Source organism: Brevibacillus reuszeri, assembly GCF_001187725.1.
In the GTDB taxonomy this organism is placed as follows: Bacteria; Bacillota; Bacilli; order Brevibacillales; family Brevibacillaceae; genus Brevibacillus; species Brevibacillus reuszeri.
On record NZ_LGIQ01000011.1, the window covers coordinates 599085 to 625105 of the forward strand.

The window sequence follows — 26021 nt, forward strand, 5'->3', positions numbered from 1 at the left end:
CATTGTAAATTTTCTTTCTAATTCGTTGATGGAACGCCGTGTGCGATGAAAGTCGCCTGCACGGTGTAGGCTCGAACGAAAACCCTCATGAATAGAAGGGAATAAGTCGAGAATAGTGATGTAGTCTTAACGAGTAATCCAAGTAAATTAACGCAAGGATCTTTATCTCAATCACTCACACTCACTGTAGAAAAAGATGAATTTATTAACGGTAATGCTACTCAAGATACATTCATATTTGATGGCGATTTAGCTAGCTTAACAGCAACTGCTTATAGTTTTCAGGAAGCCCAAAAAATCATTCTATCTGTTTATGGAACAGTAGTTAAAGAGACTGGACAAGGGACTTTAACTATAAAAGGCGGTTTTTTAAAAGGAGGAAAGGATATTACAGTATCCATTTCCGTAGAATAACCTTTCCATCAACAACCCTTGGGGAAACCTAGGGGGTCTTTTTATAATTACCGATGTGTTAATTACTACAGACTCTGTTCACAACTCGCAAATTACTAACTTTGGTTAGTTGACTAGAAATCTCAATGCATTTTAATCTAATATTGCCCGTTGTAAATCTCTTTCTTATCCGTTGATGGAACGCCGTGTGCGATGAAAGTCGCCCGCATGGTGTAGGCTCGAACGAAAACCCTCAAGAGAAGGGAATAAGTCGAGAATTTGAAATTGATTGTCGTCGTTCATCTTGATCTATGGGCAGTTTCTTGCTTCCTATATAGCTATTTTCGATGCCATCAGTGAAGAAGTATTTCAGTAGTTTATGTTGGATTGCAAAAGCAGTTTTGTAATTCGGTGTTTCTAGTATTTGCTCGAAAAGATCAACATTACAAAAGCAGCCTCAATAATCGTTAGGATTGCCATATGTCTCTTACTCAATAGAAAGATATCCCTTTATGGATATAGAAAAATGGAAAGGAGTTGTTCATCCTAATTACAAAACATAGCAACTTCGCGAAAAAATAAGAGAGGCTTGGGGATGGAATATGTTTAATGCTTTCATTGCTTTTATCATTACTTTACTTTTTGGTGTTGTTATCTTTGCTAAGATATGGTGGGATGGTTCAGGTATGAGCTTTACATTTACTAAGTGGTACTTCGGTATTTTTTTCATAGCAGCATTGGTTGTTGGAGCATGTACATTTGCAGGATTTATTCAATTTTAGAGCCTACAATGATTTAACGGCTTTTTGCCAGACACCCCAAGGGTGGGATATGATGCAGTATTTGAAACGAACATCTTAGGAGGACTTGTAGTCATGAACCCACTCCTTTCCACATTGAGCATTTTGTTAATTCGACACTTGCTTCTGATTCCGCCGCCGATTCCGTCCTTTTACCTCGCAGAAATCAACAAATGGCTCAATCCGTTCCATAACACGAGCTGCATTCCGGTAGTTTGGTTGCCGTTCGTTTTTGGCGTTTGCGAGATGGTCTGTCAGTTCGCTTAGAGTAAGATTTGACGTGTAGATCGTTGGCAGCTTTTCCATCCGGCTTTGAAGAATGGGCCCAAGCACTTCATCCCTGGTCCAAGCAGTGATTGCCTCCGCTCCCATATCGTCCAGAATCAACACTGACACGGTTTTCAGAGCCTCCAATTTTTGCTCCATACCACCTGTTTCGATTGAAGCTTTAATCTCCATCAGGAAATCAGGTACATAGACCATCAGGACGTCTACACCTCGTTTCGCCAGCTCCTGAGTCATCGCTCCTGCAATGGCACTCTTCCCTACTCCGAATTGACCAAAGAGGTAAAGCCCTCTCGTTGTTTCTCCTCGCTCAAAGTTGAGGCAAAAAGTGATAGCTGCTTTAATCGCTTCGATCCGATAAGCGTCCTTTTCCATCGTCTCAAAAGTGGAATTCAGGATGTGTTCAGGAACGAATTGGCTTTTGATCAGCGATTTCGTTTTTCTTTGGTACGCGTGACTCTTTTGATAATCGCAAGGTGAGTAGGTTAGATGTGGGCGAAATCCTTTCTCTTCAACCACTGTCATTCGATGACCAGGAAAGAAATTGGAGCAAGACTCTAAACCTCTGCAGGTTTTGCAGCTTATGTTTGTATCGCGGTACTCATAAAGTTGTGAGATATCAAACTTTTCGTCGGGGAATTTATCTAGCAATTCGCTGATCAATTCATGGCGATATAATGCTTCCTCACTTTGCTTCGCCTTCTCCATGAGCCTTTCCCAAGCGGGATTTGCATGGATTACGTCGCTTAATGACTTCATGGCATACCCTCCTACTTGTTGTGGAGTTGATCCATCAGCTTTTGCAGCTCCTGATCTTGTGAAGGATCATATCCTGTATCTTTTTCAACAAAAGCTTGTCCACTTTGCATTGACTCCAGAAATGCTTTGTCAGCTGCCGCTCTTTTATCAAAGCCACTTTGATAGGGAGTGTCCTTATTCCCTTGTCGGTAGCCTTTTCCTTTGGATTGCTCATGCTCCAACATAGCAGCCTGCACCTGTTGTAATGTTCGTAGTCCTCTATCAGACCACCCAACCAGGATCTTTGTGATGTACTTCCAGCTTCTGGCACCATTCGTTACTGTTTCTCGTATGGCTTCCACAATGATTTCGTTTGGTTCATCGAAATGTTTACCGTCCATCCACTGTATCATGTCTTCAACAACAAGCGGGGGAATCACACCGATGTTCTCTTGGTAAAAGGTTATTGGGTCTGGAGATTTATCAGTGGGACTAATTTCTGGAGCTGGTGCTGGTCCCGCTTTTTCTTTTTCTTGTTCTTCTTCTTGTTCTTTTTCTTTTTCTTCCCCCAAGTCTATGCATACCGTATCGATACCGTATCCATACCGTTCACATTGTGCAAGGAACAGAGTCACGAACTCGCTATTTTTCACCTGTTTCAATTCTTTTCTGATGCAAGCCTTAACCTTTGGACTGTTGATCCGATTGTGCTTGATCCAATTCAAGATCATGATTTCTTTCGTGCTGTCGGAGTATACAATTTTTCCATATTCCTCAAAACGTTTGATCAGCTTTTCAACTGTCTCTCGGTTATACCCCGTTTCGGTTTCGGCGATCCTCTTCGGCAGCTCATAGATACCGCATTGAGTTGTTTTGGAATTGGTCATAAGGTAAACAAAGAAATACTTTTCTTCTGGTGTCAGATCCAAAACAAAGGTATCCTGCCAGAAGGCTGTCTGTAGTTGTCGGTAAGTTGCCATTAAGATGCCTCCTCTGGTTGAGATTGTTTATAAAAATCTATAAATAGGCTATAAGCTGCGCCGACACCCTCTTGCTTGCTTACTTCACTGATCTGGCGTAGTTGCTCTTCTGAAATTCTGCCTTCGAGTAATGCCTCAGTAATCGTCTTGACGGCGCGTGCTACTGGATCACCTTCTGCAGCCCTTCTGCAAATGGCAGAGAATTTGTCAGATAGACTACGGTTCGTTTCTTGACTCATGCAGATAGCCCTCCTTTGTACTGAGCCTGAGACCGTTCCCTTACTGCACGATGCATGACACCAAGTAAATCGTCCCGTAGGTGATCATCACCCATCACTTCATCAACTGATAAAAGAGCGTTCTCAGGGAACTTATTTGCGACAGCTTGAAAGAGTTCTTCTGGTGTTGAGTAGTTCTCCCACTTCAGGCCAAGCTTGGTGCAAAGAGAATAGGTCCTGTTTCTAAACACCTCAAATTCATCCGGCGTATTTGCTTGCTGCATGGTCCCCATCCCCTCTCTCAGCTTCCAGAAGAAGACGATCACGATGAGCAATTGCGATTTCTGACATTTTGCGAACAGCAGGGTTTTCTCTCGTTTCGGGCAAATCAGGAATGCTTGTATAGATTTGAACTTCATCCAACGTCATACAATGTATGATTTTTTTCAAACCATAAATAGAAGGATATGCCGCCATCCGGTTGAATCAGTTGTTTATAATCAAAGCCAACCTCATTTGACCATTCCACCATCGATTCAATAAGTTCCCTTTGCTTGGCAGTTTTCACACGATCCCCTCCGTTTGTTTGGAGGACAAACTTTATGTATACATTTTTGTAACATTCGCTATAATGATTAAGAGCGAGGCTTGTCCTCCAATTGAATCGGTTGTCATTTCCTTGGTCCGGCAAGACTTTCGGGAAATGATTGTATTACCCCACCTGTTGGTAGCAGGTGGTTTTTTCGTTTTCAAGCATGTTTGCCATCATCAATAACCCGTTAAAAGCTTCCGCACAAATACTAGGCATCTGCTCAGGGTATTTCATAATGTCATCCACCATCTCTACTGGGGTAGCCAGGTTGTCCATTTTATGCATCTCCTTTCAGGTAGGTTTTCCCTTCCTAATGTCGAATATTGGAAGTTGTCGAGACTACCAAATCGTTACTGGAAGGAGGTGAAGACATGAAAAACGATCCTTTTGAACAACTGAGAAGAACGCAAGATATGTGGCATAAGATGAATTCACCTTTATTCCAAGAAATCCAACGACAAGCAGCTCGGATAAATGAAATGAGGTCGCCATTTCTACAAATACAAGAACAGTTGATTGCAATTAAGAACCTTTCACTTACTAGTCAAATTGATACGATCAGTCTTGGTACACTGGGGATTCAGCAAACCATGATGGAGTCATTGAGTCCGGCATTTAATCAACTGAGAGAGCTTTCTCAGAACAGCACTGTTCAAATTTCCCAAAATCTTAGCAGTGCGTTTAAGATTGATTTTGAGAAAATATCTCCTTTATTGAAAATTGCTATGGAACAAAAAATTCGATGGGATGAGGTTGTTCCTAGTGAACGAGTCTCAGGGATGATCAACCGGTGGGAACCCATAATTGAAAGTGCTTCAGAGTCGATTCATCTAGACGAAGAGGTATTTCTCACTGAAAATATCCCTACCACTCTTTCAATTCTCGATATCAACGAAGCATTGCCCTCGCAGCCAGACCAACCGGTAATTACATTTACATGGCGAGACTTTCTAACTGTCGTTGGTTTGCTTATTGCTCTCGTGGCAACCCTAGATGCTGGAAACTCACGAGGAACCTCTTTGACTGAAGAGATCTACGGAGCAAGTAAAACATCAGTAATTGAACTCGGGCAAATATTGGACGATACTTACAACTTCTTCACTTCGAATTTTCCTGAAGGCCCAAGCGACCATTTAAACTATCAAGGATTTCCTGGGAATCCTTAACAGCATTCTGTAATTCATTAAGTACTTTTTTGTGCTGCTCAATCTGCTGCTCATAGCGCTGGTTGAGCCTTCTTTTTTCTGCTTCGTTAAAAAAACTCGTGATAATCAAGGCTGCCGTTCCAATGGACAAGACAATCGCAATATATTTCGGAGTGAAAATCTTCTTTACCATCCCCACTCACCTCCTCTCAGGTCGTCCTCCAAATTAACGCTGATCATACACTGGCCTGTTCATCTAACCATTTTTCCAAAAATGCTCGTGTCTGCTTGGCTGGAAAGTACCATTTACTCCCTACTTTTCGTTTGGGAAAGCGCTTATCAAAGAAAAACTGTTCCTGTATAAAGTTCCAACTCATACACGTCCTTCGACGCAACTCTTTTGCATCCCAATACACGTACTCCGCATCGACTTCTTTGATAAGCTCAGAAATCTTTTCTCGGCAAAGCTGTTTGACCCCTGCCTCATTGATTTTTACGTCAATCATTAACAACTCCCCCTTTCATTCGCCCGACACTCGTCAGGCGGTACTCTGTTTTTCCTGTTCGAAAAGGTAATCAAGAGAGCAAGATGGAAAGAAAATCGAGCGAATCCGGTTAACCTCACTCCATGTAAATTCTGTCTTTCCAGATAGTTTGTTACCCAGCGTCCTTTCGTTAAGTTCAAGCTTTTCAGCCATTGCTGATGCTGTTAGCCGATTCCTTGCCATCTCCGCTCGGATGTTTGGAAACATCGTAACACCCCCCTCTCTACGATGCATCATAACTTACAACTAACACTTTATACAATGCATCGTAGTTTACCAACGTAAAATTACATTATTTCTACAATGCATCGAACCAAATCGCTTTACATAGTACGATTTATACTATAGAATGTAATCAAAACTACGATGGAGGGTAATTAAATGTCGTTGACAGTGAAGCTGACTGACTTGATGACTGAAAGGGGAATAAACCGTTCCGAATTGGCAAAGGGCTCTGGCGTGCCATACACAACAATCGTTGCATTGTTTGATAAAGGTGCCGACAACATTAAATTATCAACTCTACGAAAACTAGCTGATTATTTTGGTGTGACCCTTGACGATCTTGCTGGCCACGGAGAATCAAATCAGCAAGATACACATACCATAGCTGCCCATCATGATGGAGAAGATTGGACTGATGACGAACTTGAGGAAATCGAGCGTTTCAAAGAATTTGTTAAATTAAAGAGAAAACAGCAGGAGTGACCGAATGACTTACGAGGAACTAATAGAGGAGGCTGTACAACACGGACTAGACATCTATGAAATGCCTTTGAAACCAAGAATTAAAGGACTATATAGCAATGACATTATCGGGATAAATAAAAGCATTGCAACCACTATCGAAAAGACCTGTATTCTTGCAGAAGAAATTGGACATCATTTCAAAACATCAGGTAATATCTTGGACCAATCTAAAATTGAAAATCGGCAGCAAGAAAATCGAGCTAGAAGCTGGGCTTACGAAAAACTTGTTCCATTAGATGCGTTTGTACAAGCTCATAAACAAGGCATTAAAAATCGATATGAACTTGCGGATTATCTTGGGGTAACCGAGGTTTTTCTTGACTCCGCCATAAATAGGTACATCGAAAAGTACGGTACACATGTGACTTTTGGTCTCTCAACTATTATTTTTGAGCCATTAGGTGTACTTGAACTATTTGAATAACTTTGCGCTTTCCAGCCGCAAGGCTGTTTACTATACAATCAAACACGAACAAACATTCGCAAACAGGGAGGAGTACCCCTCAAATGGCATCATTCCGAAAGCGCGGTGACACATGGGAATACCGCATCCGGTACACGGATCGGCAGACTGGTAAGTTTAAAGAAAAATCCAAAGGTGGTTTCCGGACAAAAAAAGAAGCCCAACTTGCAGCTAACGAAGAGGAATCAAAAATTAACCAGTACGGTTTTGCGGAAAATGGAGACGAGATTGTTTCGAGGTATTTTGATGATTGGCTTGAAGTTTACAAGAAACCTAACGTAAAACCAATTACGTACTCGGTGCAAGAGAGAAACGTCAGGCTCAATATTCTCCCTCGCTGGGGAAAATACCGTTTGAAAGACATAACCAGGACAGAGTATCAGAAGTGGATCAATAAACTCCGTGAACACTACAGTGAAGGAACCGTTAGACGCATACACAGTATATTTAGTAATGCAATCAATGACGCTGTGCATGAATTTCGTATAATCCGCGAGAACCCTATTCAACGAATAAAAATACCAAAAGAAGTAAGCAAAGAACACCAGGTAAGTCATTTCACAAAAGAGCAGCTTAACCTCTTCCTTGAATCTCTTCAAACACCTCAGAAGAAAGCTAAATACAAACACTCACAGCAGTATTACGCCTTGTTTACTTTGATCGCTCGAACTGGCCTCCGGATCGGAGAAGCTCTTGCACTAACCTGGGATGACATAGAAAGCGACCGGCTAAGAATCAACAAAACGCTTGTGTATCCACTTAATTCAGAACCATATATTTCAACCCCTAAATCCAAAGCGAGTGGTCGTACAATTAAACTGGATGTTCATACTATCAAAGTCATGCGTCGACACAAGATTAACCAGAATGAGGTTATTTTGCGTTACGAGAACTATCTAGCATCCGACAGAAACCTCATGTTCCACCAACACGACGGCCGCTGGCTCCGTACCAATGTGGTACGTGATTACTTCAAAGAGGTTTGCAAGCGAGTAGGTATCCCCGTTCTCTCCCCTCATGCACTCAGACATTCCCACGCGGTTCACTTATTAGAAGCGGGAGCAAATATAAAATACGTGTCTGAGCGACTCGGACACGCAAGCGTCAAAGTCACAGCAGACACGTATTTACATGTTACAAAAAAGATTGAGGACGATGCTTTAGCCCTCTACTCCAAATATATTTGAGAAAATTGTGGGCAAACACATTTTGCAATCCAATAATCCCTTGGTATATCAAGGTTTAACCAATCGAACCTTCCATTTCGAACTTGATCAGACGGTTCATTTCTACTGCATACTCCATCGGCAATTCTTTTGTGAATGGCTCGATGAAGCCCATTACGATCATTTCAGTCGCTTCTGCTTCTGAAAGTCCGCGGCTCATCAGATAGAACAATTGATCCTCGGATACTTTGGAAACAGTCGCTTCGTGCTCGAGCGTAATGTTGTCGTTCATGATCTCGTTGTACGGGATCGTGTCGGACGTGGACAGTTTATCCAAAATCAGCGTATCGCACTTGATGTTGGACTTGGAGCCTTCCGACTTGCGACCAAATTGTGCGAGACCGCGATAAGTTACTTTACCGCCATCACGGGAGATGGATTTGGAAATGATAGTAGATGTGCAATCCGGAGCCAAGTGAATCATTTTGGCACCTGCGTCTTGGTGTTGTCCTTTTCCTGCTACTGCGATGGATAGAACGGTACCTTTTGCACGAGGACCTTTCATGATTACAGCTGGATATTTCATCGTCAGCTTGGAACCAATGTTACCATCAATCCATTCCATGTTCGCATCAGCATATGCAACCGCACGTTTGGTAACGAGGTTGTATACGTTGTTGGACCAGTTTTGGATGGTGGTATAACGGCAACGGCCGCGTTCTTTTACGATGATTTCTACAACTGCGGAGTGCAGGGAGTCTGTGCTGTAGATTGGAGCTGTACAGCCTTCGACATAGTGTACGAACGCATCTTCATCCACGATGATCAGCGTGCGCTCAAATTGACCCATGTTCTCCGAGTTAATGCGGAAGTATGCTTGCAGCGGAGTATCTACCTTTACGCCTTTTGGAACGTAAATGAAGGAACCACCGGACCATACAGCCGAGTTGAGTGCAGAAAACTTGTTGTCTGCTGCTGGAATTACTGTCGCGAAATATTCTTTCACGATTTCTGGGTGCAGCTTCACAGCGGAATCCATATCGCAGAAGAGTACGCCCAATTTTTCCAGGTCTTCCTGCATGTTGTGGTAAACAACCTCGGATTCATACTGTGCGGATACACCAGCGAGGAACTTTTGCTCAGCTTCTGGAATACCCAGCTTGTCAAAAGTCGCCTTGATTTCTTCTGGAACCTCATCCCAGCTACGTCCTTGCTTTTCAGAAGGCTTTACGTAGTAAGTGATGTTGTCGAAATCGAGGTCGTCCAAGTCGCCGCCCCATTTTGGCATAGGGATGCTATTGAAGATGTCCAGAGATTTCAAACGAAACTCCAGCATCCACTCAGGCTCTTCCTTGATCTTCGAGATTTCCTCAACGATCTCGCGGGTCAGACCCTTTTTGGTACGGAATACGGAGACGTCCTTATCGTGGAAGCCGTATTGGTAATCCTGTATCTCAGGGGCTTTTTTAGCCATCATTGCTCACTCCTTCATTTTCATATCCGTGTAGAAATTGTTATTCCTGCTCGGCCTGCTTGATGCCTTGCTCCAGTGCTTTCCATGCAAGTGTCGCACACTTGATTCGCGCTGGGAACTTGGCCACCCCGGACAGAGCCTCGATATCACCAAGGTCAACGGAATCGTCAATTTCCTTGCCTTGCATCAAATCAGAAAACTTGTGTGCCAGCTCAAGAGCTTCCTGTACTGGCATGCCTTTGACTGCGTCCGTCATCATCGAAGCGGAGGACATGCTGATCGAGCAGCCTTCACCGAGAAACTTGGCGTCCACCACCTTGCCCTCCTCTACTTTCAAGGAGAGCGAGATGCTGTCACCACAGGTTGGGTTATTTAGATTAACGATGAGTCCGTCGGATTCTTCCAGCTTTCCACGATTACGCGGCTTTTGGTAGTGGTCCATAATGACGCGGCGGTATAGATCATCAAGAGAAGACATTGCCGAAATACTCCTTCGTTTTCTTCAACCCTGCTACCAGCACATCTACTTCTTCTTCCGTATTGTACACGTAGAAGCTTGCCCGAGCGGTAGCTGTCACATTCAGCCAACGCATCAGCGGTTGTGCGCAGTGATGGCCGGCACGAACGGCGATTCCATAGCTATCGAGAACTGTCGCCAGGTCATGCGGATGTACCGTATCTAGGTTGAATGTAATTAAACTGCTGCGGTCCTGCTGCGGGCCGTAAATCTTCAGTCCTTCGATCTCGCGCATTTGCTCCATGGCGTATGCCACCAGATGCTTTTCATGACGCTCGATATTGTCCAGACCGATTTCCTCCAAAAAGTCAATCGCAGCTCCGAGGCCAATTGCGCCAGCGATAATCGGGGTTCCGCCCTCAAACTTCCAAGGCAGCTCCTTCCATGTAGAATCGTACAAGTCTACATAGTCGATCATTTCCCCGCCAAACTCCATCGGCTCGACACGCTCCAGCACTTCACGCTTGCCGTACAGGACACCTACGCCTGTTGGACCAGCCATCTTGTGAGCAGAAAACGCGTAAAAATCGCAATCCAAATCCTGGACGTCGATTTTTTTGTGTGGTGCACCTTGTGCCCCGTCTACAAACAAGAGTGCTCCGTGCTGATGAGCAATCTGTGCGATTTCCTTGATCGGAGTAGTATCCCCGAGTACGTTGGAAATATGGTGAATGGCAACGATTTTGGTATTATCCGTAACCGTTTCCTTGACCGCTTCCAGAGTCACTGTACCGTCCTCTGCAAGCGGAATGAACTTGAAGGTCGCTCCGGTCGCCTTGGCTGCCTGCTGCCACGGAATGAAATTGGCGTGGTGCTCCACCACAGTGGTCACAATCTCGTCTCCTGGCTTCAGGGTCGTGCGAGCATAACCATACGCGATGGTATTAATAGCAGATGTCGTACCGCGCGTGAAGACGATCTCTGCTGCTTCACGCGCGTTGATGAAGGCGCGGACTTTCTCGCGCGCGCCCTCATAGCCATCTGTCGCCATGTTGCCCAAGGTGTGCACACCACGGTGCACATTGGAGTTGTACTCCCTGTAGTATTTATCCATCGCCTCAATCACCTGAATCGGCTTTTGAGAGGTTGCTCCATTGTCCAGATATACGAGCGAATGCCCGTTTACCTCTTTTTGAAGGATGGGAAAATATTTCCGAAGCTCCTTGGCGTTCATTAGCCTAACTTCCTTTCAAGCGCCTGACGGAGTTTATTCTTCACTTCTTCAACTGGAATCTCAGCTACAACTGGATCCAGGAAGCCAAGAATAATGAGACGTTCTGCGCCCTGACGGGTAATTCCACGCGACATGAGGTAGTAGATCGACTCTTCACTGAAGCGTCCTACCGAGGCAGCATGGCCCGCTTTGACATCGTCCTCATCGATCAACAGGATCGGGTTGGCATCGCCGCGAGATTTATCGCTCAGCATCAGGATGTTTTCCGCCTGTACGCCGTTTGCTTTTTCAGCGCCTTTTTCAATTTTGGTGATACCGTTCAAAATGCTGACTGCTTCACCGGTCATAACTGCCTTGCTCACCATGTCAGACTCGGAGTGTGTACCGATATGCTGAACCTGGGAAGTCAGGTTTTGACGCTGGGAACCTGTCCCTACAGAAATGGATTTGGTCTCTGCAAGCGAAGCAGTACCTTTGAGGATGGTGGTGTTGTTGGCAACGGTATTTCCGTCGTTCATCTCACCCAAAATCCATTCCATTTTTCCATCGCGATCAACTGTAGCGCGGCGGAAGCTGTAATCGTGAACGTCAGAAGAAAGGGAACGAACAGACGCCACCTGCACGGATGCGCCAGGTCCCACATATACTTCAACAATACTGTTAGCCACCATGTTTTTACCTTCGCCAGATACATATGTATCCACGTAGGTCACTTTGCTGTTCGCTTCTGCCACGATCAGCACGTGCGGGCACAGAAGCGCGTTGTCGCCAGCGATTTCGTACACAGCTTGCAGAGGTACGTCTACTTCTACGTTTTTCGGTACATAGAGGAATACGCCACCGTTGACTACCGCTGTATGCAGCGCAGTCAGCTTGTGCTCGTCGTATGCTACGACATTCAGCAAATATTTTTGAACCAGATCGCCATGCGAAACGAGAGCATCAGCAAATGTCGTGAAGATGACACCTTGTGCTTTCAACTCTTCTGTTGCTGCGAAAAAGAGGGTAGAGGCGTTCTTTTGAACCAACAGGTTTTTCACGCTGTCAGCATCAATTTGTTCCTTTACCAGTTCGCTTAGCTCGCTTGCCGATGCTACCTTGGCAGTGGTTTGGAACGGTTCGAATTCTTGTGTGTTCCATTTATCGATTTTGGTTTTCTCCAAAGCAGGGAGCCCAAGCTCCCCAGCCGCCTTCAGGCCAGCGAGGCGCTTTTCCAGGAACCAGGCAGGCTCCTGATTAGCTTTGGAGTACTGGGTAATCGCTTCGGCGTCGAAGCGTAGCTGTACATCCACACTCATTTCACTGCTGCCTCCTTCTTCCTACACGTTGGCGTTTACGGTTTCGTCCTCGATGCCGAGCTCTTCCTTGATCCAGTCATAGCCTTCTGCCTCCAGGCGTTCAGCCAGCTCAGGACCACCGGACTTCACGATACGACCCTGCATCATTACGTGTACGAAGTCAGGCTTTACATAGTTCAGCAAACGCTGGTAGTGCGTGATGATCAAGAAACCGCGATCAGCAGAACGCATTTCGTTAACACCATTTGCTACGATTTTCAGAGCGTCAATGTCGAGACCAGAGTCAATCTCGTCTAAGATACAGATGCTTGGTTCAAGCAACATCATTTGCAGAATTTCATTACGTTTTTTCTCCCCGCCAGAGAAGCCCTCGTTCAGGTAACGGTGGGAGAAGGAATCGTCCATTTCCAGCGTGCTCATTTTCTTATCCATCTCGCGGATGAATTTCATCAGGGAGATTTCGTTTCCTTCACCACGACGCGCATTGATCGCGGAACGCATGAAGTCAGAGTTGGTTACGCCGCTGATTTCGGATGGATACTGCATAGCGAGGAACAGGCCTGCGCGTGCGCGCTCGTCTACTGCCATTTCCAACAGGTCGTCGCCGTTGATCAGCACTTCGCCTTCGGTTACCTCATATTTTGGGTGACCCATCAGCGTGGATGCCAATGTGGATTTACCGGTACCATTTGGTCCCATGATCGCGTGCACTTCGCCGCCCTTGATTTCCAGGTTCATGCCTTTGAGGATCTCTTTGTCCTCGATCTTGGCGCGAAGGTTTTTTATTTGCAAATGCGGTACTGCTGTCATCTGAATTCCCTCCATACACGTCAAAAGTGAGTTGGTAAATTCTCAATCCATTCTCAATAACTATCTTATAATAAGAATAATTATAAATCAAGGAATGAAACATATCTGTATTTTTTATATCATTATATATAGAAAGTCCGTTTTTGCTACGTTTATCTTTCCTTGTGAACTACCTGCCCTCAAACATTTTTCCCCATGTCACTTTTTGGAATACAACTTCTCCTAAAAGCTTCTTTTTCACACGATTCTCTCCATAAAAAAGACGCTTTTCGAATTCCTAACAGGAAAACGGCTAGATACTGAGTATCTAACCGCTTGTTTATTGATCGTTCAATTAATTTTATTGTACATTTGGACCAGCTTGTGCGATTTCAGCCGCATTCGGGAACTTCTTCTCGAAGTTCTCGATGAAGCGGTTTGCCAGATTAGCAGCCTGCTTGTCGTAGTCCTCTGTGTTTGCCCATGTATTGCGTGGTTGCAGAACTTCTGCTGGTACGTTCGGGCAAGTAGTTGGTACTTGTACGCCAAAGGTTGCGTCTGCTACGTACTCAACATTTGCCAGCTCGCCGTTCAGCGCTGCCGTTACCATTGCACGCGTATAGGACAGCTTCATGCGTTTTCCTACGCCAACCGGACCACCAGTCCAACCGGTGTTTACGAGGTACACTTGAACATCGCGCTCATCGATCTTTTTGCCCAGCATTTCAGCATAAACAACCGGATGCAGTGGCAAGAACGGAGAACCGAAGCAAGTGGAGAATTCCGTTTGTGGTGCAGTTACGCCACGTTCTGTACCTGCCATTTTGCTCGTGTAGCCAGACAGGAAGTGGTACATCGCCTGTTCTTTTGTCAGCTTGGAGATTGGAGGAAGTACTCCGAACGAATCAGCAGTCAGGAAAATAATTACATTTGGTTGACCGCTTACGCCTGGAATGACTGCTCCTGGAATCGCTTCTACTGGATAGGCTGCACGGGTATTCTCCGTGTATTTTGTGCTATCGTAATCAGCGGTGCGGGTTACTTCATCCACATCCACGTTTTCAAGAACGGTACCAAACTGGATCGCTTTCCAGATTTGTGGCTCGCCTTCTTCGGTCAGCTTCACGCATTTTGCATAGCAGCCGCCCTCGATATTGAATACGCTGTTGTCAGACCAGCCATGCTCGTCATCACCGATCAAAAAGCGGTTCGGGTCAGCAGACAATGTCGTTTTTCCAGTTCCGGACAATCCGAAGAACAAAGCAACATCGCCGTCTTTGCCAACGTTTGCGGAGCAGTGCATGGAGAGAACATTGCGCTCTGGCAAGATCATGTTCATCACGCTAAAGATCGATTTTTTCATTTCTCCAGCGTACTCGGTTCCGCCGATCAATACTGTTTTTTGGTCAAAGCTCAGCACGATGAAGGTATCGGAGTTTGTTCCATGAACGGCTGGGTCTGCTTTGAAGCTTGGTGCATAAATGACAGTAAATTCAGCTTCATGCGAGGCCAACTCTTCATCGGACGGACGGATGAAAAGTTGACGCGCAAACAAATTGTGCCAAGCGTATTCGTTTACAATGCGGATAGGCAGACGATAGGTCGTATCTGCTCCAGCGAAGCCATCGAATACGAACAGCTCTTCTTGTGTTTGCAGATATTCAAGCATATCCTGTTGAAGCAGCTGGAATTTCTCAGGAGAGATCGGTTGGTTCACCGGACCCCAGTTGATTTTATCGTGTACGGAAGCTTCGTCCACCACAAATTTGTCCTTCGGCGAACGGCCTGTAAACTTGCCTGTTAGCGCATTGAGCGCCCCCTTGTCGGTCAAAATCCCTTCGCCACGCTTAACTGCCATTTCTACTAAACGAGCTACAGGCAGGTTGTAATTAACCTTTGTACCTGCTAAAATGTCAGCAAGCTTGTGAACCGTGTTGGTTTCCATGTGTGAACGATCTCCTTCCCAGTGTATATCCCTATTATGACTTTTTAACAGTACCAGATAGGATAGTCTTTTGAGCAAATCATCCTGATACTGCAAGAATAACCTTCCAATATCACGCGGTCGCTCATCCGTGGCAAACCTTGATAAAGGTTTTCTTATCGTCGTTTGATTTGTAATTAGTATATCACATTTAGCCAATTAAGCTACATAATTTTATAATCGCATGTGGAGAATGTGTGAATAACCTTCCGACAAAAGAAAAAGGCGCTTGGATATCCTCTTACAATTAGGATGTCCAAGCGCGTTCATTGCTTTTCGCCAACTTCAAGCGATTGTCATGTCAACATCTGGGCTTATTTCTTTTCGCTCGATTTCATCTCTTCCGCCAGCTTTACCATTTGCTCCACAGTCAAGTCAGGATGTTCGAGCATAACCGTGTAACGCAGTCCTTTTTCATCCCACATAACGGAGCGTATCGCTTCCATATAGCTTCCTTTTATTCCGCGAATCTGTAGTGGCTTTTCTCCGAGTAGCCCTTCACCGATCTCCTCTTTTGGTGCAGGAAAAACACTCAGACTGAAATAAGGCACATCCCCTTTTGTATAGTTGAGAGTCAGCTCATTTCGGTTTATTTCACCCTTCCACTCATTCAACTCAATTCCTGCAAGAACCACCTCAGAGCTGCTTTCCCAATAGTAAAAGGGAGCTTTCATAGCAGCTTCGGCTTCCTCAAGACTTACTTTCTTCGCTGGATTTATGTCGGATAGCGATGTTATTTTCACATCCTGCGGTAAATCCAGGACAAATGTTTTCTCATCGAATGTCGGCGATTGATCCAGCTTGGTATATTCAAAGTTAACTTTGTTTTCCCCTATGGTAGAGGAGGACTTCAATACGAGCCATGTCTTCTGATCAGCCCACAGGTCCATATCTCCAAAAAGTGATCCTTTTTCTTGCATCGTCGCTTTGACATGATGAACGGGCAGATTTATTACCGTGTCTTCTCCCACTACTTCAATCTTGTGCGTATTTTTGACTTTATCCAGGATACCGATGAGCTGTTCTTTCGGCGTTCCTGCCCCCATTTCACCGACATCTGCTGCATCTAGACGAAAAGCCGTTTTCAGCGCTTCATCATACGTAATGATTTGCTTGCCGTCGTTCACCGAGCGTGTCACATTATTGCCTGACCTGATCTCCACCCGGCGCTTTCCTGTCTTGGCATCATGCCACTCCATAATCGTGGATTCCCTGATTTTTTTGTCTCCTTCGTATTCGTTCATGATGCCCTCTGCATAATAAGATCCTACCGCCTTGTTTCCTTCCAGCATCTTGGTCACGACATCTTCCGAAGAAAAGGTTTGTGCATCCTGGCAACCGCCCGTAAACAAACTGGCTGCCAAACTGAACGCCCCGATCCATTTATATCCTTTCATCCCTCAACATCCCTTTCTCTTCTACTTTCAGCGTACACACAAATATCGTTCCATACGGATTGGCAGACCAGACGTGAATACTGCCATCGTGCTCATCCATAATCATTTTGGCGATACTCAATCCCAATCCGATACTTGTGGCTCCTTTTTTGGTACGAGCTGCATCCACTTGAAAAAACGGTTCAAAAATGCGCTCTTGCAGCTCATCTGGTATGGCCACGCCCTGGTTTTGCACAATCAGGAGCAGGTCATGTTGACCGAGCTTCTCGATTTCGCTGCGAAATGAATCGAACACCCAATCAGGCATAAATTCTCGCGGAGACACAGCAGCAAGCCAAATCGACTGCCCTTCTTTCGTGTGACCAAGTGCATTGTGAAACAAATTATCAACGAGTCTCATCATATATCGTGCATTCACCCGAAGCTCATGCGAAACGATCACATCTGTGTGAAGCTGTACACCCTTGCCAGAGCATAGCTCCTCATATTCGGCAAACAGCATTTCAAAAAGCTCTTCCCCATCCACTTCGGTCAACGTCGTCTCCCTGACTGAAGAGCGCAGGGCAGTATAGATCGTCAAATCATTCAAAATCTCTTTCATATAATCAATCTTTTCGAACAGAATGCTGCGGTACTCCTTTTGCTCCTTGACCGATAACCCTTCTTGTTCAAAAAGGGCCTCCGCATACGCCCGGATAGACGTTAGTGGTGTTTTTACATCGTGCGCCAATGCTGCGACAAGGTACTCCTTCTCCTTTTGTCCTGCCAGCACTTCCTCGTTAGCCAACTCCATCTTTCGCCGCATGTTTTCAAAATGCTTGATCAGTTCCCCGATTTCATCCGTAGAGCGATGCTCCCATGCAGTGATTGGCTTGTGCTCGGCAAAAGCGGTCATCCTGTCCATCAGGCGTTTCAGTGGCAAATTCAGCTTGCGGTTCAGCATCCATACTACAGCCACGTACAACAACAGAAAAAAAGCGATAGAAGCAGAAGCAAGCCAAACAGTCCGATCTTTCACTTCTGTCAGCCATTCTTCCCGAGCCAGCGTGATCTGGTAAATTCCGATCATCCTGCCATCAACAAACACCGGCTTTTTAATGGAGTACGTTTGACTGCTTTTGCGCAGCTCATACAAATCTTGATAGATTTTATCAGGAGGAATTCGGATAAGCCCGAACTGCATCCCACTTTCATTTGACGTATACAAGGTAATTCCGTCATAGCGATACAGTTCAATTTTTACCGACGGCTGCAGCGTTGATTGCAAAACGTCGTAATGGCTTCTGGGCTGTATTTGATAAAGAGATGTGTCTTGTAACATCTTTTCGATCGCTGCAATTCGATCGGATATTAGGAAGTATTCACGTATGTCCTGACGCTGATCATATTCGCTTACCACATAATACAGCCCGGAAATGGCGGCAACAGGCAACAGCATGACGAGTAAATAGGTGGACATGAGCCAATGCTTGATTTTCATGAGATCGCTTCACCAACGAAACGGTAGCCGCTCCCCCAAACCGTCTGGATAAAACGAGAGTCGCGCTTGTCGTCCTGCAGCTTCTTGCGCAAGCTTTTTACATGTACGGTTACCGTTCCATTTCCTTCCAGGTCGGATTGGCCCCAAATATGCTCATACAGCTCCTGTTTGGTAAACAAGCGATGAGGGTGTTCGGCAAGCAACAGCAACAGGCCAAGCTCTTTGGGCGTAAGTGCCACTGGTATGTTGTTCAGACACACTTCTTTTTTCTCGCTGTCAATCGTAAGTCCACCTGCAAACTCAAGTCGGTTCTCTTCGATTCTGGCAGGAGCATCGTCATTTTTGTATCGACGATAGCGTCGCAGATGGGACGTGATGCGAGCCGACAGCTCAGTCAAGCTAAATGGCTTTGTCACATAATCGTCTGCTCCTAGGTCGAGTCCTCGTACCTTTGCTTCGTCCTCATGGCGCGCGCTCATGATCAGAATCGGTACATGGCTCGTCAGACGAATATGCTTGCACACCGTAAAGCCATCCATCTCTGGAAGCATCAAGTCGACCAAAACGAGGTCATAGGGCTGTGCCTGGAAATCCTCCCAACCTTCTGCCCCGCTTGAAGCCCACGTCACGTCGTAATTTTGTCTTCGCAAATGATCGCGTACGATGCGTCCAATCTCAGGATCATCCTCTACCAGCAACACCTTTACCCCGTCGGCCATCTTGCTTCCCCCTCCTGTACAGGTTTTATTATAGGGTCCCTTACACACTTCTCCTGGAAATTCATAAATTCTTTAGAAACGGGCAAATTCGCTTATAAACACAGAAAAACCCGTCTCTACAAAAGACGGGTATACTCTTCTTTTAATCGTTTTCGATCGCGTACAAAAAGGTCAGGATGTTGCGATTTCGGGCATTGACATACTCTTTTTCCTTTGTCATCCCGATTTTTTCGATCACACGACGTGAGGCATGATGGTCAAATGCCATGTTCGCACATAAGCGCTTGATTCCCAACTGGGAAAAAGCATACTGCTTACATGCTTCCGCCGCTTCGGTAGCCATGCCCTTCCCCCAAAACTCCTTGGCCACAATAAAGCCCAGATCATATTCCGGCTGTCCATCCAGCTCTGCTAATACAATACCACAATCACCGATGATCTGTCCGCTGCTTTTGCTTACCATCGCCCAGCGTCCAAACCCGTTCGTCTCATAGCGCTTCAGGTTGGTATTCAGCCATTGCTGTGAGCCTTCCAGGGTAAAGGGAGCCGGCCAATACTGCATGGTAACGGGATCAGAAAGAATGGCATGGAGCGCGCCTATCTCATCCGCTTCATATGCGCGAAGCAGCAGCCGCTCTGTTTCAAGCACGATTTTCTTCATGCTCAAACGTTCTCACGATCACACGCGCCAGTATTTCTACACCTTTTGCGAGTGCGGAATGCTCGAACTGCATATGCGGATGATGCAGGCCCGGTTTCAAATCGCATCCGAGAGCAAGCATCGTAGCTTTAATATGCGGGCGCTCCACTGTGTAAAAATGAAAATCCTCGGCACCCGGACTGACTGGTGCTTCCCTGAGATTTTCCTGCCCAAGGACATCCACAATCGCCAGCTCCATCAGCTTTTTGGCTTCGTCGTGCACCTCGGCAGCAACCATCCGTGAGCCTCGCTGCAGCTCAATTTCAGCTGAATAAGAAAGGGCAACTCCTTCAATGATTTGTCGCACCTTTTTCTCCAGCTCATCCATGGCCTGATTTGTCTGTGCGCGCATATCAATCGCAAAACGCGCTTTGTCCGGAATGATATTGTAGCTCTCGCCGCCTGCTTGCAGCATCGTCATTTTAGCAGTGGCAGGCACCATCGGATCGATATGCACTTGTCCAATTCCCGAGATGATAGCCCCGGCTACCTCAATCGCGTTGACTCCTAAATGCGGTCTGGCTCCGTGCGCGGAAACGCCGGTGACTTCTCCGTATAGAAACATGGCTGCCCCGTTGTAGATTGCAGGTCCTGCCGTTCCTTGCAGCATTTCCTGAATCGGACGAACGTGGACACCATACAAATAATCGACGTTATCGACAGCCCCTTTTTCTACCAGCTTGAGAGCCCCTGTGCCTTTTTCCTCTGCTGGCTGGAACAGGATTTTTAATGTTCCTGGCGGCTGATAGCCAGATTCGACCAAAGCCTCTACAGCTTCGACGATCATCGTCATATGTGCATCATGACCACAGGAGTGATTGGCGCGCCATTCTCCGTCTACCTCCTGCCACAGTGCGTCAATATCTGTACGCAGCCCTACGACAGGACCTCCCTCTCCCCACTCCGCAATCAACCCGGTACAATCATCAAATGTGGTTACACGCAGTCCCAAGCTGCGCATCCTCTCTACCAAATAGCGGGTAGTCTCGATTTCCTTCCAGCTAATTTCGGGATTTGCATGCAAATGACTGAATGTTTCAGCAATCTGTTGCTCACGAGTATGTATCGTTTGTTTCAAAGAGAACGCAGTGGACATGACGCTACCCCCAAATCACTCTTTTTTTCCTATTATAACATAGTACTGTTACATGCTACGGTTTACTTGCAGGTAAGTCGCAATATTGCATCTAATTTTAATTGGTCACGCAATGGTCCCACGATTCTTACCTGTTCTCTGGCAAAGGCATACACGAGCTCATCCCCGCCAAACAGCATTTGCATCTGGCGCTCGTCGCCCTGGACAATCAAGTCGGCCGTCTGTTCCTCTGTCCAGGCACCACAGGTGGCGACTCCCTTGGAGAATGTCAGGTGCCAGCGCGTCTTTGTATCCTCCGTGACAATGCCGATCCGTCTTTCCCATCCTGTCATCATCAAATGCAAGTGTGTTTTTTTCTGGAGTCTGTTTGCGACTTCTGTCAGCAGCCTTCCCATTCCGATCAAGTTCGTCCACCCCTCTCTTCCAAAAGGGTTCGTTTTTGCTCGGGTCGAATCCTTTGGCGAGTAGTAGGAACCCCTGTCGTCTCCTGTCAGGGGAGAACTCTTTTTCTCGACACGTTTTCCTATGGGCGCTGTTGTTCGTGGCTTCAGTGGTGGGGAGGAAACGGGAGAAAGCGCTCCAGGTACTTGGGCCTCTAGCAGGGAGGGGGTACTGTCCGCTAACGGGAAAAAAGGGAAACCGCGTCCAAAGTAGTGCTCACAAAGATGATTATTCAGAGGTGGACGCTTAAAGGCGTGTTTCCCTTTTTTCCCTCCAGCTCAGCAGGAGTCCCAAAGACCTTCGCTGGCTTTCTCCCGTTTCCTCAGCGAGCTGTACAGATATTCGAAGCGTTAAAGAACATAGCTTGTTCAATGATGGATGGAGGATTCAGATTAGAGGGACAGAGGAGCATTTTTCAGGGCTATAGGAATCGAGCAGTTCGCTAAAAAAAGAAGTGTTCATTGGAGCAGCAATCAAAGGTTCTTTAAAGGAATCTTTTACAAAAGCTAGCCCAAAAAACAAAGCTGCTGATGAGGAAAGAGGAGAAAAAAGTGATAGCTCTTTGGGATGCCGACCAAGGCGGAGAGGAAAAAACGAAACACGTCTTTAAGCTGAGAGACCCCTTGAAGCAATCACTTTGGGCGCGGTTTTGTTTTTTCCTTGGAGCTGGGCTCGGACACTCCCAGCTAGTATCCCGAGAAGCTAGAGCGTTTTCTCTTCTTTCCTCTCCTCCACCAAAAGCAACAATCAAATATTCCTTAATTCCTTCGCCGTTGGTTTATAAATTTCTATACGTTCAAAAACAGAAAGAGCATCCACCTCTACGGGCAGATGCCTTCCTTTTGACTGCTATGTTATTCGTCGAATTCGTCTTTATCTAACCGAACCTCCAAATGATGTCCATCCGGAGTCTCAAAGTATAGATTGTAGCTGGTTGGTTGCGTGATAGGTCCGCGATAACAGATATTCTCTGCTTCCAGCTTATCCACCAGATAGTCCAGCTCCGCACGACTCGTTACGGAAAAAGCGAGGTGGTCTACCTGACCAACACCACCCTTGCCTTCCTCTCCGCCATGTGGATGAAGACCAATCCGTGTGTATGTGCCAATTTGAAAGTAGACAGGCGCTCCTTCCACCATGTTCTCTTCCGGGATGGGAACTTCCAAAATGTCTTTAAAAAAACGAGCTACCTTCACGACATCGCTACAATTCAATGCGATATGGTGAACGCCTTTCAAATGAAACATTCACACTGCCTCCCACGTCAACTCTGGTCATGCGCTTTTCTGCGACATTTGCTTTCGTTTATTGTACTGCTTCAGCCTCTCGCTTAACCGTCTCAGCCGAATCATGAGCGCTTCCCGCCACTCATCGTCCCCCAGCTCCTTGGCCACACGCAGCAAATCAAGCGAAACGTCAATCTGTTGCTTAAGTACATCGGCGAAGCTTGCTGCTTCGTCCGTCATTGTACAATTTTCGAACAACTCCGATGTATTGTCAACACTCACGAAGTCGGCAAAATCAACTTCAGGAGCCTGATCTCCTTGTGCATATTCTACTAAAATTTCGTATTCTCCCTCAATACCGGGATGGACTTCAATTCTGTCACATACAGGACAAAACATGATGGGGACATTGTGAACAAGTGTTTTATAATGACGGACTGACCCTACTGACCCAACCATTCCAGCACCACAACAAAAACTCATACAGTCTCCCTCCTCCTTCGCCAAACAAACGTTTTTGTCTCGGCGACACTCTGTCTGTATTCGCATTGTAGCCCATTATCCTTCTGACTCTCTACCCGCAAAAGATACCAGTAGGTTATTGGTAACAAAAATTTGTCAATTTGTCTTCCTATTGTACTCGAAATACCATGTGCCCGGCAATGTTTTCTGATTAGTTTGAAATTTTTCCCACATTTGCCTAATGGGATACAATAAAGTTTTATAGATGCCGATATAGGGAATAGTTACTCATCTACTTACAATCAAAAGGAGCTATTGTATGTTTCGGTTTAAAAGCTTACGCGCACGTACACTTACTATCACATTGCCCGTCATTATTATTACGCTGCTTCTTGTCATGAGTATTGCCTTTTTATTTTCGGTGGCCCTGTTGAACAAGGAAATAAGTGACAAAATGAACTTCCAGCTAGACTTGCTCAGCGACAACGTAGAAAGCCAGCTTGAGGAACATAGCAAAGTAACGGAGAGCATGGCACGTTTTATCGAAATGGCACCTATTACTTATTCGCTGGATCAGCTCGATTCCCTGCTTACCAAAACGGTGCTGATTAACGAGACATCCGTGGGTATGGGTATTTTCATGAAGCCATACGCATTCGACCCGAACAAGCAATACGTCGCCACCTATGGAGCAAAAGAAGACGGCAAGGTACACATCACTTATGATTACAGTACCGAAGCCTACAACTACCCGAGTCAGGATTGGTACAAGGTCGGGATCGAAACCAAAAACAAGACGGATTATTCGGAGCCGTATTATGACGATGTGTCAAAGACTTCGATGATGACAGTAGTCGCTCCGTTTTACACGGCGGATAAAAAGCTGCTAGGTGTCGCTACGGACGATATTACCCTCGAAGATATTCAAAAAACGGTTTCGGCAACAAAGGTTGGCGAAACCGGCTGGGCGTTTTTGCTCGATAAGTCCGGTCAGTACTTGTCACATCCTGAGACGGAAAAGCTCATGCACAAAACGATTCAAACGGAGGAAAACACATCATTTGCTGATGCTGGTGTCGCCATGCTTGCTGCGGAAGACGAAGGAATGAAGACCTTCACAGCAGACAACGGTGTAAACCGCATCTATTTTCAAAAAATACCGCAAACCAGTTGGACAATCGCCCTCGTCATGCCAGAGGATGAGTTCAATGCACCGCTCAGCGCCCTATTTTACCAGCTCTGTGCTGTGAGCCTGTTTGGACTGTTGATTTTGGTCGCTGTTATCTACTTCTTCAGTAAATATTTGACCAAGCAAATTGATCGCGCGAATCAGCTATCTCATGCCCTCTCCAATGGAGATTTCACTGCCTCCATGGATATTAAAACGGTAGATGAGATGGGGGTGATGGCAAATCGCTTCAACGCCATGACGACTACGCTCCGTGAAACGCTGGGCCAAGTCAGCTACAGCGCACAGCAGGTAGCAGCAACTTCTGAGCAGCTGATGGCCAGTGCAGAACAGACCAGCAGAGCTACTGAACAAATCGCGCAATCCGTCCAGGAAATTGCCTTTGGAACCGAACAACAGGTGGAAGCAACGAATCAAGGCAGTGATGTCATCACAGAAATCGCACAGCACATTTCCGTCATGGAAAAGGGCATCGAGGAAGTCAGCAGCTCAACCGCTGAAACGAACCGCCAAGCCACCGAAGGAAATCTGATGGCTGTAAAAACCGTTGAGCACATGAATGTCATCCACTCACAAATGAACCAAACAGCAGGCATCGTAAATGCATTAGGACGCCGTTCTGAGGAAATTGGGCAAATGATCTCACTGATTACGACCATCGCTGCCCAAACCAATCTTTTGGCTTTGAATGCCGCTATCGAGGCAGCCCGAGCCGGAGAACAAGGACGCGGGTTTGCTGTCGTAGCTGATGAGGTTCGCAAGCTCGCGGAGCAGTCCAGCTCTGCTGCTGAACAAGTTAGCACGATTGTTGCCGATATTCAGCGTGATACCGAGTCGGCGATAAACGCGATGACGCATGGCTCGACGATTCTTGGCGAAGGAATGACACTCGTGCAGTCTACCGGCACGGCGTTTGAACAAATTACAGGCTCCGCTGCCCAATTGTTCACTCGCACCGAAGAAGTGTCCGATGAAATGCGCCAAATCAGTCAGCAAATGCAGAATATCGTCTCTGCCATCCGCAACATTTCGCAGGTAGCCGAGCAATCTGCAGGCAATTCGCAAACAGTTGCCGCCGCAGCAGAAGAACAAAATGCGTCCATGCAGGAAATTTCCGCAGCTGCGACCATGCTGGCCAAGATGGCAGAAGAGATGAACGATGCCATCCGTACCTTTAAGCTAAGCTAGAATTTCTACACGCAAGCTCACAAGTTAAAAAGGGTTGTCCGTCCACGAAACGGGCAACCCTTTCTTTGTTTTCTTATCCTTTTAATCCAACCATTTTTGCGGCTGTGACCACAAACATTTTCACTCCAACTTCAAGAGAGGCTTCGTCAATCGTAAATTTCGGATGATGGTGCGGGTACACAATGCCCAATGCCTGATTCCCTGCCCCAATATTGAAATATTTCCCCAGCGCTGGCGCGGTCTTCGTCGGTATTTTTATTTTTGCGATTGTCGGAAAGGTGACGGATTCAGTCGTCCGCCTGCTCGAGGGCCGTTTGTTAAAATGGCAGGACAGCTTCAAGGGATAAATTCCCATTCTGTATATAAAAAAAGCCGTGGCTGCATCGCCCGGCTTTTTGCTTTGTTTCCTATTCTTTTACCATCGCTTCGTATTTGTCTGCATCCATCAGCTTGTCCAGCTCAGCTGCGTCGGACAATTCCACGACGATCATCCATGCTTGCTCGTAAGGCGAGGAGTTTACCAGCTCTGGAGCATCCTCCAGGTTGCCGTTCACTTCCACTACTGTGCCACTTACTGGAGCATACAGCTCAGAAACGGTTTTAACCGATTCAACGCTACCAAATGGCTCATCCGCCTGAATGGTTGCCCCTACTTCTGGCAACTCAACAAACACGATGTCACCCAGCTCTGATTGAGCAAAAGCAGTGATTCCGATGTAAGCCTTGTTTCCTTCTACACGTACCCACTCATGCTCTTCACTATAACGTAGGTTCTTTGGGAATTCCATCGTTTACATTTCCTCCTATCAGGT

The 26021-nt window shown here is 46.1% G+C and carries 30 protein-coding genes and 2 pseudogenes; 7 read left to right on the plus strand and 25 right to left on the minus strand.

All coding sequences use genetic code 11. From position 1 onward, the window contains the following. The first annotated feature begins 995 nt into the window (after positions 1–995). Positions 996–1175: a hypothetical protein gene (locus ADS79_RS27860; protein WP_049741708.1), complete on the plus strand. Its 180-nt coding sequence runs from the start codon at positions 996–998 to the stop codon at positions 1173–1175. Between the two features lie 126 nt (positions 1176–1301). Here ADS79_RS27860 and dnaI read toward each other — a convergent pair whose 3' ends face one another. The 6 genes from dnaI to ADS79_RS35385 all read right to left on the minus strand — a co-directional run bounded on the left by dnaI (position 1302) and on the right by ADS79_RS35385 (position 4282). Continuing rightward, positions 1302–2237 (minus strand): primosomal protein DnaI, encoded by a 936-nt coding sequence (gene dnaI / locus ADS79_RS27865; protein WP_049741709.1) that lies wholly within the window; start codon positions 2235–2237, stop codon positions 1302–1304. An 11-nt stretch (positions 2238–2248) separates the two neighbouring features. Next, a complete protein-coding gene (locus ADS79_RS27870; protein ID WP_049741710.1) occupies positions 2249–3196 on the minus strand; it encodes a DnaD domain-containing protein in 948 nt (315 codons plus the stop codon). Beyond that, entirely contained in the window at positions 3196–3435 is a 240-nt protein-coding gene (locus ADS79_RS27875) for a hypothetical protein (protein WP_049741711.1), read from the minus strand. The genes ADS79_RS27870 and ADS79_RS27875 overlap by 1 nt, the downstream gene beginning before the upstream one ends. Continuing rightward, entirely contained in the window at positions 3432–3698 is a 267-nt protein-coding gene (locus tag ADS79_RS27880) for a hypothetical protein (RefSeq protein ID WP_141260931.1), read from the minus strand. The genes ADS79_RS27875 and ADS79_RS27880 overlap by 4 nt, the downstream gene beginning before the upstream one ends. A gap of 131 nt (positions 3699–3829) precedes the next feature. Continuing rightward, the gene (locus tag ADS79_RS35380) at positions 3830–3982 is read right to left on the minus strand and encodes a hypothetical protein (protein WP_161807324.1); all 153 of its coding nucleotides are present in this window, start codon (positions 3980–3982) and stop codon (positions 3830–3832) included. A gap of 144 nt (positions 3983–4126) precedes the next feature. Continuing rightward, the gene (locus tag ADS79_RS35385) at positions 4127–4282 is read right to left on the minus strand and encodes a hypothetical protein (protein WP_161807325.1); all 156 of its coding nucleotides are present in this window, start codon (positions 4280–4282) and stop codon (positions 4127–4129) included. Positions 4283–4377: 95 nt separating this feature from the next. Between ADS79_RS35385 and ADS79_RS27885 the strand changes: the two genes are divergently transcribed. Further along, positions 4378–5172: a hypothetical protein gene (locus tag ADS79_RS27885; protein WP_049741713.1), complete on the plus strand. Its 795-nt coding sequence runs from the start codon at positions 4378–4380 to the stop codon at positions 5170–5172. Here ADS79_RS27885 and ADS79_RS27890 read toward each other — a convergent pair. From ADS79_RS27890 to ADS79_RS27900, 3 genes are read right to left on the minus strand one after another with little or no spacing between them, the layout of a single operon-like run. After that, entirely contained in the window at positions 5105–5344 is a 240-nt protein-coding gene (locus ADS79_RS27890; protein WP_049741714.1) for a hypothetical protein, read from the minus strand. The genes ADS79_RS27885 and ADS79_RS27890 overlap by 68 nt on opposite strands. Before the next feature lie 43 nt (positions 5345–5387). Next, complete coding sequence (locus ADS79_RS27895; protein ID WP_049741715.1) at positions 5388–5657, minus strand: group-specific protein; 270 nt, start codon at positions 5655–5657, stop codon at positions 5388–5390. A gap of 33 nt (positions 5658–5690) precedes the next feature. After that, entirely contained in the window at positions 5691–5903 is a 213-nt protein-coding gene (locus tag ADS79_RS27900; protein WP_049741716.1) for a hypothetical protein, read from the minus strand. A gap of 174 nt (positions 5904–6077) precedes the next feature. Between ADS79_RS27900 and ADS79_RS27905 the strand changes: the two genes are divergently transcribed. The 3 genes from ADS79_RS27905 (at position 6078) to ADS79_RS27915 (ending at position 8096) form a co-directional block, all read left to right on the plus strand. Then, a complete protein-coding gene (locus tag ADS79_RS27905; RefSeq protein ID WP_084766103.1) occupies positions 6078–6404 on the plus strand; it encodes a helix-turn-helix domain-containing protein in 327 nt (108 codons plus the stop codon). A 4-nt stretch (positions 6405–6408) separates the two neighbouring features. Beyond that, positions 6409–6870 (plus strand): ImmA/IrrE family metallo-endopeptidase, encoded by a 462-nt coding sequence (locus ADS79_RS27910; protein ID WP_049741717.1) that lies wholly within the window; start codon positions 6409–6411, stop codon positions 6868–6870. Positions 6871–6953: 83 nt separating this feature from the next. Continuing rightward, complete coding sequence (locus tag ADS79_RS27915; protein WP_049741718.1) at positions 6954–8096, plus strand: site-specific integrase; 1143 nt, start codon at positions 6954–6956, stop codon at positions 8094–8096. Positions 8097–8151: 55 nt separating this feature from the next. On the opposite strand, the gene sufB is transcribed toward ADS79_RS27915, so the two are convergent. The 14 genes from sufB to ADS79_RS27990 form a co-directional block, all read right to left on the minus strand. Further along, complete coding sequence (gene sufB / locus ADS79_RS27920; protein WP_049741719.1) at positions 8152–9549, minus strand: Fe-S cluster assembly protein SufB; 1398 nt, start codon at positions 9547–9549, stop codon at positions 8152–8154. A 40-nt stretch (positions 9550–9589) separates the two neighbouring features. After that, positions 9590–10027 carry a Fe-S cluster assembly sulfur transfer protein SufU gene (gene sufU, locus ADS79_RS27925; RefSeq protein WP_049741720.1) on the minus strand — a complete coding sequence of 146 codons (438 nt, stop codon included), beginning with the start codon at positions 10025–10027 and terminating at the stop codon, positions 9590–9592. Beyond that, the gene (locus ADS79_RS27930) at positions 10014–11240 is read right to left on the minus strand and encodes a cysteine desulfurase (protein WP_049741721.1); all 1227 of its coding nucleotides are present in this window, start codon (positions 11238–11240) and stop codon (positions 10014–10016) included. The genes sufU and ADS79_RS27930 overlap by 14 nt, the downstream gene beginning before the upstream one ends. After that, complete coding sequence (gene sufD / locus ADS79_RS27935; protein ID WP_049741722.1) at positions 11240–12538, minus strand: Fe-S cluster assembly protein SufD; 1299 nt, start codon at positions 12536–12538, stop codon at positions 11240–11242. Before sufD ends, ADS79_RS27930 begins: the two co-directional genes overlap by 1 nt. Positions 12539–12559: 21 nt before the next feature. Beyond that, positions 12560–13348, minus strand: a complete 789-nt coding sequence (sufC, locus tag ADS79_RS27940) for a Fe-S cluster assembly ATPase SufC (protein WP_049741723.1) — start codon at positions 13346–13348, stop codon at positions 12560–12562. A 340-nt stretch (positions 13349–13688) separates the two neighbouring features. After that, positions 13689–15272 (minus strand): phosphoenolpyruvate carboxykinase (ATP), encoded by a 1584-nt coding sequence (gene pckA / locus ADS79_RS27945; protein ID WP_049741724.1) that lies wholly within the window; start codon positions 15270–15272, stop codon positions 13689–13691. A gap of 353 nt (positions 15273–15625) precedes the next feature. Further along, complete coding sequence (locus ADS79_RS27950; RefSeq protein WP_049741725.1) at positions 15626–16708, minus strand: LolA family protein; 1083 nt, start codon at positions 16706–16708, stop codon at positions 15626–15628. Continuing rightward, entirely contained in the window at positions 16695–18188 is a 1494-nt protein-coding gene (locus tag ADS79_RS27955) for a HAMP domain-containing sensor histidine kinase (protein ID WP_049741726.1), read from the minus strand. The genes ADS79_RS27950 and ADS79_RS27955 overlap by 14 nt, the downstream gene beginning before the upstream one ends. Beyond that, positions 18185–18907: a response regulator transcription factor gene (locus ADS79_RS27960; RefSeq protein ID WP_049741727.1), complete on the minus strand. Its 723-nt coding sequence runs from the start codon at positions 18905–18907 to the stop codon at positions 18185–18187. Before ADS79_RS27960 ends, ADS79_RS27955 begins: the two co-directional genes overlap by 4 nt. Positions 18908–19049: 142 nt before the next feature. Beyond that, on the minus strand, positions 19050–19568 hold the full coding sequence (locus tag ADS79_RS27965) for a GNAT family N-acetyltransferase (protein ID WP_049741728.1): 519 nt from the start codon (positions 19566–19568) through the stop codon (positions 19050–19052). Next, positions 19549–20703, minus strand: a complete 1155-nt coding sequence (locus ADS79_RS27970) for a M20 peptidase aminoacylase family protein (protein WP_049741729.1) — start codon at positions 20701–20703, stop codon at positions 19549–19551. The genes ADS79_RS27965 and ADS79_RS27970 overlap by 20 nt, the downstream gene beginning before the upstream one ends. Before the next feature lie 62 nt (positions 20704–20765). Next, positions 20766–21098, minus strand: coding sequence for an SCP2 sterol-binding domain-containing protein (locus ADS79_RS27975; RefSeq protein ID WP_236700155.1), 333 nt, complete (start codon positions 21096–21098; stop codon positions 20766–20768). Positions 21099–21998: 900 nt separating this feature from the next. Beyond that, complete coding sequence (locus ADS79_RS27985) at positions 21999–22391, minus strand: VOC family protein (protein WP_049741732.1); 393 nt, start codon at positions 22389–22391, stop codon at positions 21999–22001. Between the two features lie 27 nt (positions 22392–22418). After that, positions 22419–22853, minus strand: a complete 435-nt coding sequence (locus tag ADS79_RS27990; RefSeq protein WP_049741733.1) for a hypothetical protein — start codon at positions 22851–22853, stop codon at positions 22419–22421. Between the two features lie 298 nt (positions 22854–23151). Here ADS79_RS27990 and ADS79_RS27995 point away from each other — a divergent pair, with 298 nt between their 5' ends. Beyond that, on the plus strand, positions 23152–25209 hold the full coding sequence (locus ADS79_RS27995) for a methyl-accepting chemotaxis protein (RefSeq protein WP_049741734.1): 2058 nt from the start codon (positions 23152–23154) through the stop codon (positions 25207–25209). A 73-nt stretch (positions 25210–25282) separates the two neighbouring features. Here the strand turns inward: ADS79_RS27995 and ADS79_RS35115 are convergent. Continuing rightward, positions 25283–25441, minus strand: a pseudogene (locus tag ADS79_RS35115) (amidohydrolase); the annotation flags it as partial. A gap of 4 nt (positions 25442–25445) precedes the next feature. Between ADS79_RS35115 and ADS79_RS36345 the strand changes: the two are divergent. Continuing rightward, positions 25446–25556 (plus strand): annotated as a pseudogene (locus ADS79_RS36345) (ABC transporter permease); the annotation flags it as partial. A 60-nt stretch (positions 25557–25616) separates the two neighbouring features. On the opposite strand, the gene gcvH reads toward ADS79_RS36345, so the two are convergent. Then, entirely contained in the window at positions 25617–25997 is a 381-nt protein-coding gene (gene gcvH, locus ADS79_RS28005; RefSeq protein WP_049741735.1) for a glycine cleavage system protein GcvH, read from the minus strand. Positions 25998–26021: the final 24 nt, after the last annotated feature.